This is a genomic window from Nitrosopumilus sp. S6 (assembly GCF_054515815.1).
Genome location: NZ_JBTNRI010000002.1, coordinates 122,922 through 138,528, shown reverse-complemented (window position 1 = coordinate 138,528; position 15,607 = coordinate 122,922). Strand labels below are relative to the sequence as shown.

Sequence of the window (15,607 nt, the reverse complement as noted above, 5' to 3'; positions counted from 1 at the left end):
TTGATTAAAGATAAAGTAGCAATAATAACTGGAGCTAGTAGCGGTATTGGATTTGCTACTGCATTAGCATTATCAAAAGCAGGTGCTAAAGTTGCTATTGGTGCCAGAAGAGTTGACAGATTAGAAGAACTTGCAAAAAAAATAACTGAAAATGGTGGAGAAGTATTTTATCAAAAACTAGATGTCACAAAAAAATCAGAATGTGATGACTTTGCAAAAGCTGTTTTAGAAAAATGGAATTCTATTGATATTTTAGTAAACAATGCAGGACTCATGCCTCTGAGCTTCTTTAAGAATCTCAAAGTAGACGAATGGGATAGAATGGTTGATGTAAATATCAAAGGTGTATTGTATTCTACTGCAGCAGTTATCACTCATATGAAAGAAAAGAAATCAGGTCATATTGTTAATCTATCGTCTGTAGCAGGAAGAATTGTTTTTCCTGCTGGCAGTGTTTATTGTGCAACAAAACATGCAGTTGCAGCATTTAGTGAAGGGCTGAGACAAGAATTTAGTGTTCGCTCAAACATTAGGGTAACAAGTATTGAACCTGGAGTTGTAGACACAGAACTTAACGATACAATCACTGATGAATCATTGAAAGGTTTTGTAGAGAATGCAAAAAAGATGGAAGCTCTACAATCTGAAGATATTGCAAATGCAATTTTATTTGCAGTAGATTCACCATCATACGTCAATGTTAATGAAATTCTAATAAGACCTACCACACAAGAACGTTAACTTGACAGACATTCCACACGTTGTTATTTTGGGAGGGGGTTTTGGTGGACTCTCTACTGCAAATGAGATAAGAAATTCATTATCTTCATCTCAAGTAAAAATCACAATAATTGATAAAAAAGACTGGTTTATGGTAGGGTTTGCTAAATTATGGATCATTAATGGAACTAGAACTTTTGAAAATTCTATTGGCCACTTGAATGAACTAGAAAAAAAAGAAATCAACTTCATACAAGATGAGATATTATCAATTGATCTGCAAAACAAAAATGTTAAGGCAAAACAACAAAACATATCATATGATTTTCTTGTGATATCACTAGGTGCAGTTTTAGCTCCAGAAAAAATTCCTGGGTTAACAGAGAATGGATTTAATTTGTATGATCATGATCAACTCTTAGAAATTCATAACAAACTCCAAAATATTGATTCTGGAAAAATTGCTATTTCTATAATGGGAATGCCATACAAGTGTCCTCCAGCACCATTTGAGGCTAGTTTATTGATAGATTCTATGCTCAGAAAGCGTGGAGTACGTGATGATGTTCAAATTGATTTTTACAGCCCAGCTCCAATTACTTTGCCTGCAGCAGGTCCAGAAGTTAGCAAAGAAATTCTCAAACTAGTTAATTCTGAAAAGATTGTTTTTCATAATTCATCTAAAATAAAATCAGTTGAACCAAACAAAATGATTTTTGAAAGTGGTGAAGCTGAATTTGATTTACTATTAGCAGTTCCACCTCATATTGCTCCAAAAATTATCTATGATTCTGGATTAGCTAAAGAACCTGGATTTATTACAATAGATAGAGATTGTAAAACTCCTTTTGAAAATGTATTTGCAATAGGCGATGTTACTAGCTTGGTTGTTTCAGAAAATAAGGCAGTGCCAAAAGCAGGAATTTTTGCAGAAGGTGAAGGTATCACTGTTGCAAAAAATATTATTTCAAAACTTCAATCAAAAGAAGAATCTGAATTATTTGATGGAAAAGGAGGTTGCTTCATTGAATCTGGTAGAGAAACAGCTTCAATTATTGAAGTTGATATGTTTTCAAACCCAGAACCTTCCACTAGTATCTCTGAGCAAACATCTGAAAACCTATCAAACAAACATGAATTTGAAAAAGAAAGACTATCAAAGTGGCTTTAATCAATCAGAATTATCTTTTTCTCTTGTTAGATGCTCTAGAACTGCTCTAACTTCCACACCCAAATCTTGATCGTTTTTAGAAAGATTCAATTTCTCAGGAATACTATTTTTGAAATCTTCAGCTTCTAACTCTATACTTCTTTTCTGGATACAATCTATGTGATCTTGTCCAGTTCCAGAAATCTTATGGCAAATATTACAAATCTTCATATTCTTTGTATGTTAATACGACGATTTAATAATTTCATTTTGTGCCTCTGAAACAAGGGATCGTCGTCTAGCTTGGTATGATACTAGTCTGGGGGACTAGTGGTCGCAGGTTCAAATCCTGCCGGTCCCATTCTACCAATCAATTCACATCTTTGCGTATTCAGATCATCTTTAAGTAAATCTATGACATTTCCAGATTAGTGAATAAAATAGTCATTCCACTAATTGCAAGTATTCTGATTCTAGGTGGAATAGGATTATCTTATGATGTCTTTGCAGATAGAGATTCTAACAATGGAAACAATGGATGTGAGAAATCAAATCCAAATGCAAAATCATGTGAGAAAAACCCTAACGCTGCAGTTCCAACAATTGATCCAACCTCTGGACCTATAGAAACTAGTTTTACAATAACTGATCCTCAAGGAAGAATTCAACAAGGAGACGTAGTAATATTTTATGAAGAATTTACAGATCCTCAGGATGGTATCACAATTCCAAATTTTGAACTTACAATAACTCCAGATGGAACCCAAGTAACAGGTGAAGTTCCTGTAGGTGCTAGTACAAATGTACTAAACTTTGTATCTGTAACAGAACAAGGCGCATCTGAACCCCGATTTGATGATTTGCCATTCTTTGTAACTTCTGGCGGTGGCGATGATGGCGGCGGTCGTTAGATAAATAATTTATTTTCATTTTACATCTAAATTATTATTCAAAATTGATTCAATTTTGCATTACAATTTTAAAATTTTCAAGAGACTTTGAAAATTTTCAAGAGACTTTTCTTGTTTATACTGCTTTAGAGCACCAATAATTTTTTCCTTAGGTGGATTTTTGTAAATTTTTTGTACTTTTTTTGCAATTCCTGAACCAATGAAAATTGCCTGAGTAATTGATGTCACATTTGATGGCCTTCTCTTGACACTAGAACTCTCAAAATCTATTAAGGTTGATTTTGTTTTTCCAACAATAACATGTTTTGAGATATTACTTAATTCACCGTGATCAAAACCTATTTGATCTAAACTATAACAATCCTCAAGAATTTTCCTTATTGTAGTTTTTAGTTTTTTTGCACTACCTACTCCTTTTAATGAATTAATCCAATCAATAATTTTTACTCCTTCAATGTATTCCATTATCAAAAAATTCTTGCTTACATCAAACATTTTTGGTCCAACACTCACAGAATTTACTATTTTTAATAATCCTGCCTCACTCTTCATTTCTTTTCTTTGCGAATCTGTTCTTCTAATTTTTAGTGCAACTTGTTTACTGCCTCTTTTTGCAAGAACCACTATGCCTACGTATCCCTTTCCAAGAATTTCTAATTTTCCAAGAGTCATAGGACCAGTTAATGAAATTGATTTAATTTTTAATTTCTCTAATTCAGTTATTCGAGATTTTATTTGACGTGGCGTTGCTTTGGGATATCCAAGGATTCTTGAGTATGGCTCATCCAAAAATTTCTTAATTGAAATGAAGGAGTGTGCCATCTGTTGAGATCAACTCACTTGCAACCTCTTTAATTGATTTACTTAATCCTTTTTCTCCAACACCAATTTTGAAACCACGCTTAAAGTCAGCCTGCAGTCCTTTTGGCATACCGGTTTGAAGATTGTTTTTCAAAAATTTAGCCATGAATTTGTCAGCATCTACATATTTTCTCTTTTCTAGAGAAATTATTTTTTTATTATGTCCTATCCAGATTAATTCTGCATCTGATAGATTTTTAGAAATAAAACTCTTAGAACTACCTTCTCTGAAAAATTCTGGTCCACTTTTTGCATAAAGACTAGAAATTTTTGTTGATTCCAAAAAGAAAAAGAGGTATGCTTCCTTTTGTTGGTCTGTGTAGGCTTTACTCCTTAGTACTGTAAAACCCGCTAATTCTAATTGTGTACTCAATGATGAAGTAGCCCTTTTGATCTGTCCCCAAATTATATCTGGACTTCTAATTTTAAAACTAAATTTTACTGATAACAGATTTTCCCAATGTTTCTTTGCCATTTTTGATTTCTTATTTTTAAAAAATCCCATATTGGCATTTTCCTTAAAGGCTCTACAAACAAGGATGAATTTTCCAATATTCTCATCAGAAATTGCTGCAGCTAAGTTTCTGTTGCTATCTATTGGATCGATTATTACTAAAGAGGTATTAAATTTTTTTGAAGTTTTTCCTATAATTTGATTTTCTTCAATTTTTGAAATTGATTTAATGACATTTTCAAAGCTACCAAAATGTAAAACTAAAACTTCTGAAACATATCCACTAAATCCCTGTTTTGCAATTTCTGCACCGTAAATTCCATTTGATTTTAGAAATGCTTTGAGAATTCTAACCTCATTTCTCATTTTTGGTGTTAATGATTTTGCCATGAATTTTGTATGAAATGGTGATCTATCTGCAGCACTTTTCCATTCCCCAACTTTAACATCATAAAATGGAACCACATTGATCTTTGTATCCTTCATTTTAGCCTCAACATATGGGTGTTCAGAATATCTTACATACGGAGAAAATTTTTTCAATGAATCAAAACCAATTTTTTTAGAAATTTTTTCAAATTTCTCTTCTGAAGTTGATTTTTTGAATCTTACAAAAATATCAACATCTGCGTCTTTTGCTAGCCATGTACCTTTAGCAAACGATCCTCCAAACTCTAATCCAATAATTTCAGGAAATTTCACAATTTCTTTTTTTACTAACTCTAATGCTGATTCTGCAATTTGATTTTTTGATTTTTCTGCTGTCTTTGTTGGAATTACATTTTTCATTACACTAGAAATGATCTTCTTCATCTTACAGCAACTACCTCCTCTAAATTAGAATAAATTGGTCCACTAGATGTAAGTTCACTTTTTTTCAGTTTAATACTAGAAACTCTCTGTATTCCAAAATCCATGAGTTTCTCTTCATTCAATTCCTTTGTTATGTCTCCAATCTTCTTTTTAATCCTAAATATTGTAATATGTGGTTTGAATGGCTTGTCTGAAACCAATCCTAAGGGTTTTAGCACATTTTGTACCTTTTTTGCTAATTCAATTAGATTCCTTCCACCTTCCTCATCAGTTCCAATCCAAATTACTCGTGGAAACTTTGGTTTAGGAAATGCCCCTATTCCTTTCAAGTTTATACTAAATTCAGTAAACTTGATTGTTTGTAATGATTCAATTACCTTGTCTACTAGTTCTTCTGATATTTCTCCCAAAAACTGTAATGTAAAGTGTAATTGTTCTGAATTTACTGGTTTTGCATTAATTTTTAAATTATTTTGAAAATTTTTTACCGCATTTTTTACGTCATTATTTGAAATTTCAATTGCTACAAAAGTTCGCATTACAACTTTTTTTGCTGTATCTTTATAATAATTTCCGGTAGCTTCATAGACGAGTTTATTTTTTGATATACGTTGACAAAATTAATTGTATGTTTAACAGGCATGCCAGGTGCAGGCAAATCCACCATTGCTGATGGTCTAAAACTAAAAGGCTATGATATTATCAATATGGGAAATACTGTAAGGGAAGAAGCTAAAAAAAGAAACCTGGAGCCTTCAAGATCAAATCTTGGAAAATTAATGCTTGAACTTAGAGAAAAAAATGGTCCTGGTGCTGTAGCTGAATTAATCAAACCAGAAATTGAGTCATCAACTTCTAATGTAATTTTAATTGATGGAATTCGTTCAAATGATGAAATTGAAGTTCTTAGAAAGATTGGAAATGTAAAATTGTTAGCTATTCATGCATCAACTGACACCAGATTTGATTTTCTACAAAAGAGAGGTAGATCAGATGATCCTCAAACAAAAGAGCATTTTGAGGAACGAGATAATCGTGAATTAGGTGTTGGAATTAGTAACTCTATTGCATTATCTGATTATGCAATATCAAACATTGGATTAACAAAAGACGAATTAATAGAATCAGCATATGAAATTATCCAAAGTTGGGTAGAATGAAGATTCCAAATTTTAATTGTAAAATTGAAATGTTTTGTGCAATAAATCCCTCAGAAGATTCTGAAAAAACTCAAAAAACGATATCAAACATTTTTCCACATTCTAAAATTAAAATTGAAAATTCTTCCATTTATGCAGAATCAAAAGATCTTAATTCTTTAGAAAAGATATACGAGACAATTCATTCAAAACAATCTCAAAAAACCTATCGAAGAAATATGCAAAAAAACCTAAGAGATAATTCAACTTGGTTTTATCTAAACAAACAAGCTGCATATGTAGAAAAAATAGCAATTTGTGAGGAATCTGAAGAATCCCCATTAGGACCAATCAAAGTAATTTTCACTTCATCAAAAATTGATGAAATTATTGATTGGTTTGTCTATGGAGATAAGAATTAGCTAAGAAAATTCAATCATTTTTAACTATTTTTTTTAGTATGAATCTAAAATCCATTTTTTTGGATTATCAACAAATGTTCATAAAATTAGGCATAATCATAGGAATAGTTGTTTTAGGAGGAATGGTTTTCTCAAATGAGATAGATACCCTATTTCCATCAACATCTGCAACTGTTGTTGATTCCATTAAGAGTGATGTCTCAAATTTTGGTGCTAAAGCATCTGATTCTGTAGAAAAACGAATTGATCAATCAATTGATAAAATTGTTGACTCTACAAGTAATGCTATAACTGAAGAAATTAGTGAGGCTGGAGATAAAATTAGTAATGAAATAACAGAAACAAGAGAATCTTCTCAAGAAATTATTAGTGAAGAAATTTCAAATTTTAATCCTGTGGAATCTATCAAAAATCTCTTCTCAGATAATTCTGAAACTACAACAACCACACAATCTTCTCAATCTGAAACAATTACCACAAACAATCAATCTCCACTAATACATGAAACATTATCATTATCTACTACACAAGAATCAACTGATGAAATCCTTCTTCAATATTCTGATTCAAGTGGAAAAACACAAAGTGTTGACGTAATTATTCGAACTAACGAAAAAGAAATTTTTTCTGGAACATTTTTTACTTCAAATTTTGAAACAACAGTACATGATATTTCAAGTACCCCGTATTACGTAGATATGATAGTTGAACACGAAGATTATGGTACAGTTACATCATCAGTGTTTAATCCTGGTGATTCTTCTGATTCACAAATAAATGGAATATTTTCACAATCATAATTTAATTTGTTTTAAACAATGAAACAAATTCTGGCAGTACTTTTGCACTAGTATTTCTAATTGTCATATCCATCTCTGATGACATTTCAGTATTTTCTGGATTGACTTCTATTAACATAGCATTATTTTGTTTTGCATAAATTGGAATGGTGTTTGCAGGAGATACTACAAGTGATGTTCCTGCAATTATCATTAAATCTGATTGGTTTGCATGAATTATTGCTTTTTGCCATACATCTTGTGGAAGAGATTCTCCAAACCAAACAACATCTGGTCTCAAAATATTTCCACATTTACATAAAGGAGGATTTTCAGAAAATTCTGTCATGATTTCATCGCGAAAATCACAAACAGTACATTTTATTTTTACAATACTTCCATGTAATTCTAACACATTAGTGCTGCCTGCTTTTTGATGTAATCCATCAATATTTTGTGTTAAAACAACCACATCTGCAAATTTCTCTAGTTCTGCAATTGCTTTATGACCCTCATTTGGAATCGCTGAAAAAATATTACTCCTTCTTTCATTATACCACTCCCAAACAAGCTTAGGATTATTATAAAATGCATCTATTGTAGCCAATTTCATGGCATCATAATTCCTCCATAGGCCATCTTTGCCCCTAAATGTAGGAATTCCGCTTTCTTGAGAAATTCCTGCACCTGTAACAAAAACAATTTTTTGAAAATTCTTTACTTTTTCTTTTAGTGACTCAAACATCATTTAATCTCTATTTCTAAAAGATCTCTTGCAGTAATCACTGAATCATGAATTTCTTTTGCTTCTTTCAAATGTCCAACTTCATCTTTGTATCTTGCTGAAAAATGTGTTAAGATAAGATTCTTAACTTTAGCATTTTTTCCTAATGTAGCAGCTTGCTTTGCAGTTGAGTGACATGTATCTTGGGCCTTTTGTTTTTCGTCCTCCAGAAACGTAGAATCAAATACAAGATAATCACATTCTTCAAAAAATTTTTCTAACTCTTTTGTTGGCATTGTATCTCCTGAAATACCTATTTTTTTACCTGGACGTTTTTTTCCTAACACGTCTTCAGGTTTTATTATTTTTTCATTAATTCTAATTTCATTTCCATTTTGGAGTTTATTCCATAATTCTCCTTCAGGTATTCCTAATTCCTTAGCTTTTTCAACATTAAATCTTCCAGGCTTATCTTTTTCTTCGAATAGGTATGAAAATGCAACAATTGAATGATTTGCTTTACATGCACGTATTGAAAATTTTTCATTTTCGAAAATTTTTTCATCTTTAATTGTATTGATTAAGATAGGAAATGATAATCCGAAATTTAAAACTTTGATATTTGCAGCAATAAATTCCTCAATTCCACTAGGTCCAAAAATTTCTAATGTTTCAGTTCTATTTTGCATTGACATTGTTTGCAATAATCCTAAAATCCCTACGCAATGATCTCCATGTAGATGTGTTACAAAAATTTTCATTTTTTTATTCCAACCTAATCCTGATTTCATATAGGAAATCTGTGCAGCTTCACCTGCATCAAACATGAGAATTTCCCCTTCTCTTTCTAAACAAATACAGGATAATCCTCTGTTTTCAGTTGGTTGTGCAGCTGAAGTTCCCAGAAATACAAGTTTCATTTTATCAAAATTATCCTTGTCAAGCTTTTATGCCTATAGATTTGATATTTTTTTAATCCTTTTAGCTTTAGACTGTCTCCGAATTCTTTTTTGTACATTATTGCCATCTTCTTTCTTTTTGGCATAATGGTCAGAAATCTCTTTATAATTTCTTCAGGTTTTTCTGACGTCTTTGTATTTTTTCCATATGGAAAGTCTGTCACGATACCATCAAATTTGTCAGAAATATTCTTAATTTCTTGAAAATCTGAATGAATTACTTTTGATTTATAGCCATTTTCTTTAAGATTCTTTTTTGTAATTTCAACCATTTTTTCATCAAAATCTAAACCGATTCCATGAATACCCATAGATTCTGCTTCTAAAAGCGTTGTACCTGTGCCACAAAATGGATCACATACTGTTTGTCCTTTTTTTAACCCAATTAGGTTAATCATAGCTCTTGTTAACTTCCAATCTAATTCATGTGGCTGAGATATTGCCTTTTTTGGCCTCTCTTTTGTCTTGATTATTTTTGAAAACCCAAAAAAATTTTCTTTGTTTGTAAAAATTAGATATACTGTGATGTCTGGATTTTCAAGTTTTACCTTTGCATTAGAGAATTTTGAAATCATATCTCCCATAGAATTTTCTAATTCTGGTATGTCAAATTGATTTGATGATAAATTAATAATTCTACAAACAAACGTTTTTGCATTTTTTAATATTTCAAAATTCCCTTCATCTAAAAATAATCCAGACATTTTCCGTAATATCTGACCTGATGTCTTTACAAATGATGCTCTCTTTGAAATTTCATACCAATTAGTTTTTGATTGAATAATTACTAAGTTTGAAATAACTTTAATTTTTGAAAATCTGTCAAAAGTCTTGGCAATCACACTAATTTCATCTATTGCAATTTCTAATTGATCTTTAGATAATACGAAAAAACTTTCTGGCATTACACTATTGCCTTTGCAATTGTACTTGATACATCAACAATTGATGTTTTACCTGGAATGGTGTTTGCACTTACAATTTTTGTCACTCCAGATTTTTTTATTTTCTTTTCAGCATCATTCATCAAAAGGGCATGTGTACATGCAACAAAAACTCTTTTGCATTTTTCTTTTTTAAGAAATTTTGTAGCATTAACTATACTTCCACCAGTACTGATCATATCATCAACTAAAATTAGATCTCGTCCAGTAACATCAGCTTTTTTTGTTTTTATCTGAACTTTCCCAGTTTTCCTATCTCTTTTTTTCTGTAATGCAATGTATTCTATTCCCATTTCTTTTGCAAACTCTTTTGCTCTTTCTTTTCCACCTTGATCAGGCGAAACAATTAGTGGATTTTTTAGGCTCAATTTTTTAAAATATGTGGCCAAATCTGGAACAGCTGATACATTTTTTGATTTTATAGTGAAATGCCTGAGTCCAATTAAACTGTGAATATCTACTGCGATGAGCTTTGATGCACCTGCACCTTTGAATAATTTTGCTAAAACCTTCATGGTAACAATTTCTCCTGGTAAAAACTCTCTATCTTGTCTAGCATATCCCATGTAAGGAATTACAACGATAACCTCAGATGATGTTTCTTTAGCTTTTGAGATTAATGATAATGCTTGTACGAGATTTGTATCAACAGGTGGATAAATTGATTGAACAACAATTGATTTTCTTTTAGATATGATTCCTTTTAGTGTAATCTTACTTTCTCCATCAGCAAAAACTCTAATTTCAGATTTTACAAGATTTGCTTTTAATTTTCTTGAAATCCTTTTTGCTAAATCTTCAGAAGCTTTTCCTGAAATTACTGAAAGTTTGCTCATCAAGAAATTGTAAATTAATGGGATTCTTAAGTTTTGAGAAAAGAAGTAAGATCAATCCTCTCCACTACCACGTCCTATGTCTCCTATTCCATATTCGTCAATTACTTTGTCTCTATCTGAATCACGTTTACCGATTTCTTCAGATTCTCTTTTTTCATCTCCCTGGTAGACTGTTCGAATTGGCCATGGAATTCTAATATCATATTTTTTGAATTCTTCATACATGATCATTCTCATTTCTGTCTTAGCCTTGAATTGTGCTCCGTAATCTCTTACATAAAGCCATAATGAGAAATCTAATGCTGAATCATTGAATTGATTAAATCTCACAACTGGTTGAGCTATATCTACATGAATGTCCTTATCGCATCCACAACTTGGTTTATTTTCATCTAGATATGGACATCTTAATTGTACAACTAGGTGTCTTTGTTTATCGTCAACTATTTCTTTCATTCCACGTTTTCCAACTTTAACAAGAATTGCTGCAACTTGTTTAGGATCATTAAGATATGAAACACCTACTTCTACTATTGCAGGTACCATCTTGATCTCTTTTGAATAGTTGATAATCTGAGAATTCACTAATTGTCTTGTTGGAATTACTGCAAAAGATTCGTTTAGTGCATTTCTGATATACGTTACTCTAGGCGTAATTTTGTGTACATATCCATTATACCCAGTATCTAACAATATTCTCTCCCCCTCAGAAAATATCTTATCCTTACGAATCAAAATATACGCAAAGTAATTTTGCATTGTTTCTTGTAATGCTAAACCAATTCCAATTGCTAGTCCACCTGTAGCAGTAGCAAGTACAATAAGATCTACTCCCCACCAACTAATAATACCAACAATTACGGCAATGAAAATTCCTAAAGGTAAAATTTGTGAAATTGATTTTGGAAGATTTTTTCTCTTTCTTGTTGCATATCCTGGAGGTCTACCGCCAGGAATAATTGGCTCATATCCGTTTAATCTTTTTTCTTCTCTCCATGTATCTATTGGATAAATCTCTTCATCTTCTTGTCCAGTTCTTAGTTTTTTCCCTGATTGGTTGTTTCCTGAAACACATTTCTTAAAGTAATCTAGATATTTTTTTCTTTCAGCTTTTTTCCATTCTTCAAATGGATTCTTTACAAGCTCTTCGTAACTACCAATAGGTAATCCCTTAGTTGTTCTAAACTCTTCAAGAAATTTTACTCCCCCATCAGCTTGTAGATGTTTTTGAAATTCTTCTTCAGAAATATCTTCAGGTGTGTTTACAGGTGGAACCCATTTGAAAAGTTTATGGAATAAATCTCCTTCGTCATCTTTGAATCCCCTCATCTCTTTCCATGCTTCAAAATCCTCTTTTTCCTCAGTTGATTTTTGTCTTTTATTAAGTGCTATTGGAATTAGATGAGCTATTGAATAGCCTATAACCAAAATGTTAATGCTGTTTAGTATTTTTGCAAATGTCTCTGCGGGACTTAATCTATCAATATTTACTATTGATTCTTCTGCATCTTTGATAGCCTCTTCCAATTCTATCTTTGCTTCTTCAAAAATGTCAAAAGACTGGATGTAGAAATTCATACTTGTAATCAGAATTATAGCGAAGAACGGTAATACTCCCACCTGAATAAATTTAGAAAGATGCGGTCTGACATAGTGAAATTTTTGAGATCTCACCCACTTTGAAAAAATACGATAAACTGAAACTATTGATATGATTCCAACAATTAACACCAAAAATGCAGCTTGTAGTGCCTCTGAAGATGCAATTAATTCAGTAACACTCTGAAATTCATTGGTTTGTCCTGCAACTGCATCAATAATCTCTTCAGCCATGTATCTCTTAATCTCCTATTCGTAGAATACAAAGTTTAACCCATATTATCATTTTTGATAAAATTTTCAAATTTAATATAAAATCAATGAAAATTTCATGCGTAACATACGTGTAACCTTTAACAATGGAATGTGTACTACTAACAAAGTGACCCTTCAAGAATCAATTTGGGATGGTTCTCCATCACTAAAATCTTACACACTATCAAATTTTCGTGATCTTCCACAAATTCAGAATATTTCTGAAGAAAAACAATTTGAAATGGAAGTTGTAGGAAATGTTTTACCATTTAAAGCAAACAATTATGTCGTTGAACAATTAATTGATTGGAATAACATTCCCACCGATCCAATGTATGTTCTAACCTTTCCTCAAAAAGGAATGTTAAAACCTGAACATTATTCCAAAATGGAAACTGCTTTAAAAAATAATTCTGATAAAAAAGAAATAGCAAATATTGCAAATGAAATTCGTTTACAACTTAATCCCCATCCTGCAGGCCAAATGGAACTAAATGTTCCTGCATTAAAAGATGGAACCAAACTTTATGGAATGCAGCATAAATACAATGAAACATGTCTGTTTTTCCCCAGCCAAAGTCAAACATGTCATGCTTACTGTAGCTTTTGTTTTAGATGGCCACAATTTGTAGGTATGGATGAAATGAAATTCGCAATGCAAGAAGGTGAACAACTTGTGCAATATGTTTCAGAACATCCAGAAATCTCTGATGTTCTTTTTACAGGTGGTGATCCAATGATTATGAAAGCAAAAATGTTTTCAAAGTATGTGGATGCTTTAATTGAATCAAAATTACCAAATCTTAAAACAATTAGAATTGGAACAAAAGCTCTCTCTTATTGGCCATACAAATTCTTGACTGATTCTGACTCACAAGAAATGCTTGATGTTTTTAGAAAGATTACTGATAGTGGTTTGCACTTAGCATTTATGGCCCATTTCAATCATCTAAACGAATTATCAACAAATGCTGTAAAATCTGCAATCAAGGAAATTAGAAAAACTGGTGCTCAAATTAGAACACAATCCCCTATTTTATCTCACATAAATGACGACGCAGAAATGTGGGCAAAGATGTGGACTAAGCAAGTACAGCTAGGATGTGTGCCGTATTACATGTTCGTTGTTAGAGATACTGGCGCTCAGCACTATTTTGGAATTCCATTGGTAAAAGCATACAATATTTTTAGAAAAGCATATTCGTCAGTAAGTGGTCTAGCACGAACTGTTCGTGGACCTAGTATGTCTGCAACCCCTGGAAAAGTACACGTTATTGGAACTGCTCAATTAAATGATCAAAAAGTCATTGTTTTAAGATTCTTACAGGGTAGAAATCCTGATTGGGTTCAAGTCCCATTCTTTGCAAAATATGATGAAAATGCAATTTGGTTAGATGATCTAAAACCTGCATTAACTGAAAAATTCTTTTTTGAAGATGAGATGAAGAATTTCAAAAAATCTCATCCTGTTGATGATTATCCAGAATCTTAAAATTTACCTGACCATCTTGACAATTCTATCTTACATGATAACATTAGTAAATCGGTTTTCTAAACATATCAATTGAACGTAGAACAAGTATTACAAACTATACAAGATGAAAAAATTTCATTCATTGATTTTTGGTTTGTAGATATTTTTGGTGAATTACATAATGTTGGAATGCCAAGCTATGCAATTGATAAAAATAGTTTTGTTAACGGTCTTGAAAAATTAGATGCAAGCTCGATTGTTGGATTCAAATCTGTAAATCATTCTGATATGATCTTAATGCCTGATCCAAATTCATTTAAGATTCTTCCACCTGATTATGATCCTGGTAATCGTAAGAATGCTAGAATATTTTGTGATTTGTATGATGGCAGTACCGCAGAAAGTTCAAGATACAACAGAGATTCAAGAGGTATTGCACATAAAGCATCAAAGAAACTCGGTGAATTTGGATTTACTCATACTAACTGGGGACCTGAAATAGAATTTTTTGTATTTGATACCATCAATGTTTATCCATCGCCATATGCTGCAACGCATTCGTATGGTGGTTCTGGTTATTCTATAGAATCTAAAGAATCTCCATGGGCTAAAGGAAATGTAAGTACTGCCATTGATATCAAAGAAGGATATTATCCATCTCAACCTAAAGATACACTTGAAGGATTTAGAAAAGATGTGTGTGATGATCTCTACAATTACTTTGGAATTAGAATAGAAGCTGAACATCATGAAGTAGCAACTTCTGGTCAATGTGAAATTAATCTTGTATATGATGAAATGATACAAATGGCAGATCATGTTATTGGAGTAAAAAATTTAGTAAAAGTCAAAGCTAAACGAAAAAATAAAGTTGCAACATTTATGCCAAAACCAATTTTTGGTGATAACGCATCAGCAATGCATACTCACCAAAGCTTGTGGAATGGAGATTCAAATGCAATGTATGATGAAAATGATAAACTTGCACAAATGAGTCAAACGGGAAGATACTATATTGGAGGAATTCTGAGTCATGCATCAGCTTTATGTGCAATTTCAAACCCAACAACAAATTCCTACAAACGTCTTGTTCCTGGTTTTGAGGCACCTGTCAATGTATGTTGGGGATTAGGTAATAGGTCTGCTGCAATTAGAGTTCCAATGTATAATAGAAATCAAGAAAAAAGTAAGAGACTTGAATATAGAGTTCCTGATCCTACTGCAAATATCTACCTTCTAGAAGCTGCATTATTGCTTGCAGGTTTAGATGGAATTAAAAATAAAATTGATCCTGGTGATCCAATTGAAGAAAATGTTTACAAACTTTCTGCAGAAAAGAAAAGAGAATACAAAATTGGTTCATTGCCTGTATCCCTAAAAGGTGCTCTTGATTCTTTGGCCTCTGATTCAAAATTTCTTGAAGAAGTATTTACAAAAGATTTTCTTGATGTATATTCTAAATTAAAATACAAAGAATACGTTGCATTTGCCCAAACTCCTACTGCTTGGGAGGTTTCAATGTATGCTGATGCATAGTTGGTACAAATATCAAACTGTTCCAAAAAAT

General features: G+C 31.8%; 17 protein-coding genes and 1 tRNA gene. 9 read left to right on the top strand and 9 right to left on the bottom strand.

Annotated features, from left to right (window positions below; all coding sequences use genetic code 11):
* Both ACX12B_RS02185 and ACX12B_RS02180 read left to right on the top strand, forming a co-directional pair.
* Entirely contained in the window at window positions 1-741 is a 741-nt protein-coding gene (locus tag ACX12B_RS02185; RefSeq protein ID WP_459352415.1) for an SDR family oxidoreductase, read from the top strand.
* Window position 742: 1 nt separating this feature from the next.
* Window positions 743-1,891, top strand: coding sequence for an NAD(P)/FAD-dependent oxidoreductase (locus ACX12B_RS02180; protein ID WP_459352414.1), 1,149 nt, complete (start codon window positions 743-745; stop codon window positions 1,889-1,891).
* Here the strand turns inward: ACX12B_RS02180 and ACX12B_RS02175 are convergent, their stop codons facing one another.
* Window positions 1,892-2,101: a hypothetical protein gene (locus tag ACX12B_RS02175; RefSeq protein ID WP_459352413.1), complete on the bottom strand. Its 210-nt coding sequence runs from the start codon at window positions 2,099-2,101 to the stop codon at window positions 1,892-1,894. It abuts the gene before it with no gap.
* Between the two features lie 56 nt (window positions 2,102-2,157).
* Here ACX12B_RS02175 and ACX12B_RS02170 point away from each other — a divergent pair.
* Window positions 2,158-2,231, top strand: a tRNA-Pro gene (locus ACX12B_RS02170).
* A gap of 70 nt (window positions 2,232-2,301) precedes the next feature.
* Window positions 2,302-2,781 (top strand): hypothetical protein, encoded by a 480-nt coding sequence (locus ACX12B_RS02165; RefSeq protein WP_459352412.1) that lies wholly within the window; start codon window positions 2,302-2,304, stop codon window positions 2,779-2,781.
* Between the two features lie 60 nt (window positions 2,782-2,841).
* Here the strand turns inward: ACX12B_RS02165 and ACX12B_RS02160 are convergent, their stop codons facing one another.
* The 3 genes from ACX12B_RS02160 to thpR are packed head-to-tail and all read right to left on the bottom strand — an operon-like array spanning window position 2,842 to window position 5,448.
* Window positions 2,842-3,603 (bottom strand): serine/threonine protein kinase, encoded by a 762-nt coding sequence (locus tag ACX12B_RS02160; protein WP_459352411.1) that lies wholly within the window; start codon window positions 3,601-3,603, stop codon window positions 2,842-2,844.
* On the bottom strand, window positions 3,578-4,909 hold the full coding sequence (gene cca / locus ACX12B_RS02155) for a CCA tRNA nucleotidyltransferase (RefSeq protein WP_459352410.1): 1,332 nt from the start codon (window positions 4,907-4,909) through the stop codon (window positions 3,578-3,580). Before cca ends, ACX12B_RS02160 begins: the two co-directional genes overlap by 26 nt.
* On the bottom strand, window positions 4,906-5,448 hold the full coding sequence (thpR, locus tag ACX12B_RS02150) for an RNA 2',3'-cyclic phosphodiesterase (protein ID WP_459352409.1): 543 nt from the start codon (window positions 5,446-5,448) through the stop codon (window positions 4,906-4,908). The genes cca and thpR overlap by 4 nt, the downstream gene beginning before the upstream one ends.
* Before the next feature lie 72 nt (window positions 5,449-5,520).
* On the opposite strand from thpR, the gene ACX12B_RS02145 reads away from it, so the two are divergent.
* The 3 genes from ACX12B_RS02145 to ACX12B_RS02135 all read left to right on the top strand — a co-directional run bounded on the left by ACX12B_RS02145 (window position 5,521) and on the right by ACX12B_RS02135 (window position 7,270).
* Window positions 5,521-6,069, top strand: a complete 549-nt coding sequence (locus ACX12B_RS02145; protein ID WP_459352408.1) for an AAA family ATPase — start codon at window positions 5,521-5,523, stop codon at window positions 6,067-6,069.
* Complete coding sequence (locus ACX12B_RS02140; protein ID WP_459352407.1) at window positions 6,066-6,470, top strand: RNA-binding domain-containing protein; 405 nt, start codon at window positions 6,066-6,068, stop codon at window positions 6,468-6,470. The genes ACX12B_RS02145 and ACX12B_RS02140 overlap by 4 nt, the downstream gene beginning before the upstream one ends.
* Before the next feature lie 74 nt (window positions 6,471-6,544).
* Window positions 6,545-7,270, top strand: coding sequence for a hypothetical protein (locus ACX12B_RS02135; RefSeq protein WP_459352500.1), 726 nt, complete (start codon window positions 6,545-6,547; stop codon window positions 7,268-7,270).
* Between the two features lies 1 nt (window position 7,271).
* Here ACX12B_RS02135 and ACX12B_RS02130 read toward each other — a convergent pair whose 3' ends face one another.
* From ACX12B_RS02130 to ACX12B_RS02110, 5 genes are read right to left on the bottom strand one after another with little or no spacing between them, the layout of a single operon-like run.
* Window positions 7,272-7,994: an SIR2 family NAD-dependent protein deacylase gene (locus tag ACX12B_RS02130; protein WP_459352499.1), complete on the bottom strand. Its 723-nt coding sequence runs from the start codon at window positions 7,992-7,994 to the stop codon at window positions 7,272-7,274.
* Window positions 7,994-8,893, bottom strand: a complete 900-nt coding sequence (gene rnz / locus ACX12B_RS02125; protein ID WP_459352406.1) for a ribonuclease Z — start codon at window positions 8,891-8,893, stop codon at window positions 7,994-7,996. The genes ACX12B_RS02130 and rnz overlap by 1 nt, the downstream gene beginning before the upstream one ends.
* Window positions 8,890-9,837: a TRM11 family SAM-dependent methyltransferase gene (locus ACX12B_RS02120; RefSeq protein ID WP_459352405.1), complete on the bottom strand. Its 948-nt coding sequence runs from the start codon at window positions 9,835-9,837 to the stop codon at window positions 8,890-8,892. Before ACX12B_RS02120 ends, rnz begins: the two co-directional genes overlap by 4 nt.
* Window positions 9,837-10,712 carry a ribose-phosphate diphosphokinase gene (locus ACX12B_RS02115; protein ID WP_459352404.1) on the bottom strand — a complete coding sequence of 292 codons (876 nt, stop codon included), beginning with the start codon at window positions 10,710-10,712 and terminating at the stop codon, window positions 9,837-9,839. The genes ACX12B_RS02120 and ACX12B_RS02115 overlap by 1 nt, the downstream gene beginning before the upstream one ends.
* A gap of 51 nt (window positions 10,713-10,763) precedes the next feature.
* Complete coding sequence (locus ACX12B_RS02110) at window positions 10,764-12,545, bottom strand: mechanosensitive ion channel family protein (protein WP_459352403.1); 1,782 nt, start codon at window positions 12,543-12,545, stop codon at window positions 10,764-10,766.
* 148 nt (window positions 12,546-12,693) lie between these two features.
* Between ACX12B_RS02110 and ACX12B_RS02105 the strand changes: the two genes are divergently transcribed.
* The gene (locus ACX12B_RS02105) at window positions 12,694-14,058 is read left to right on the top strand and encodes a KamA family radical SAM protein (protein WP_459352498.1); all 1,365 of its coding nucleotides are present in this window, start codon (window positions 12,694-12,696) and stop codon (window positions 14,056-14,058) included.
* Between the two features lie 72 nt (window positions 14,059-14,130).
* Window positions 14,131-15,576, top strand: coding sequence for a type I glutamate--ammonia ligase (gene glnA, locus ACX12B_RS02100; RefSeq protein WP_459352402.1), 1,446 nt, complete (start codon window positions 14,131-14,133; stop codon window positions 15,574-15,576).
* Window positions 15,577-15,607: the final 31 nt, after the last annotated feature.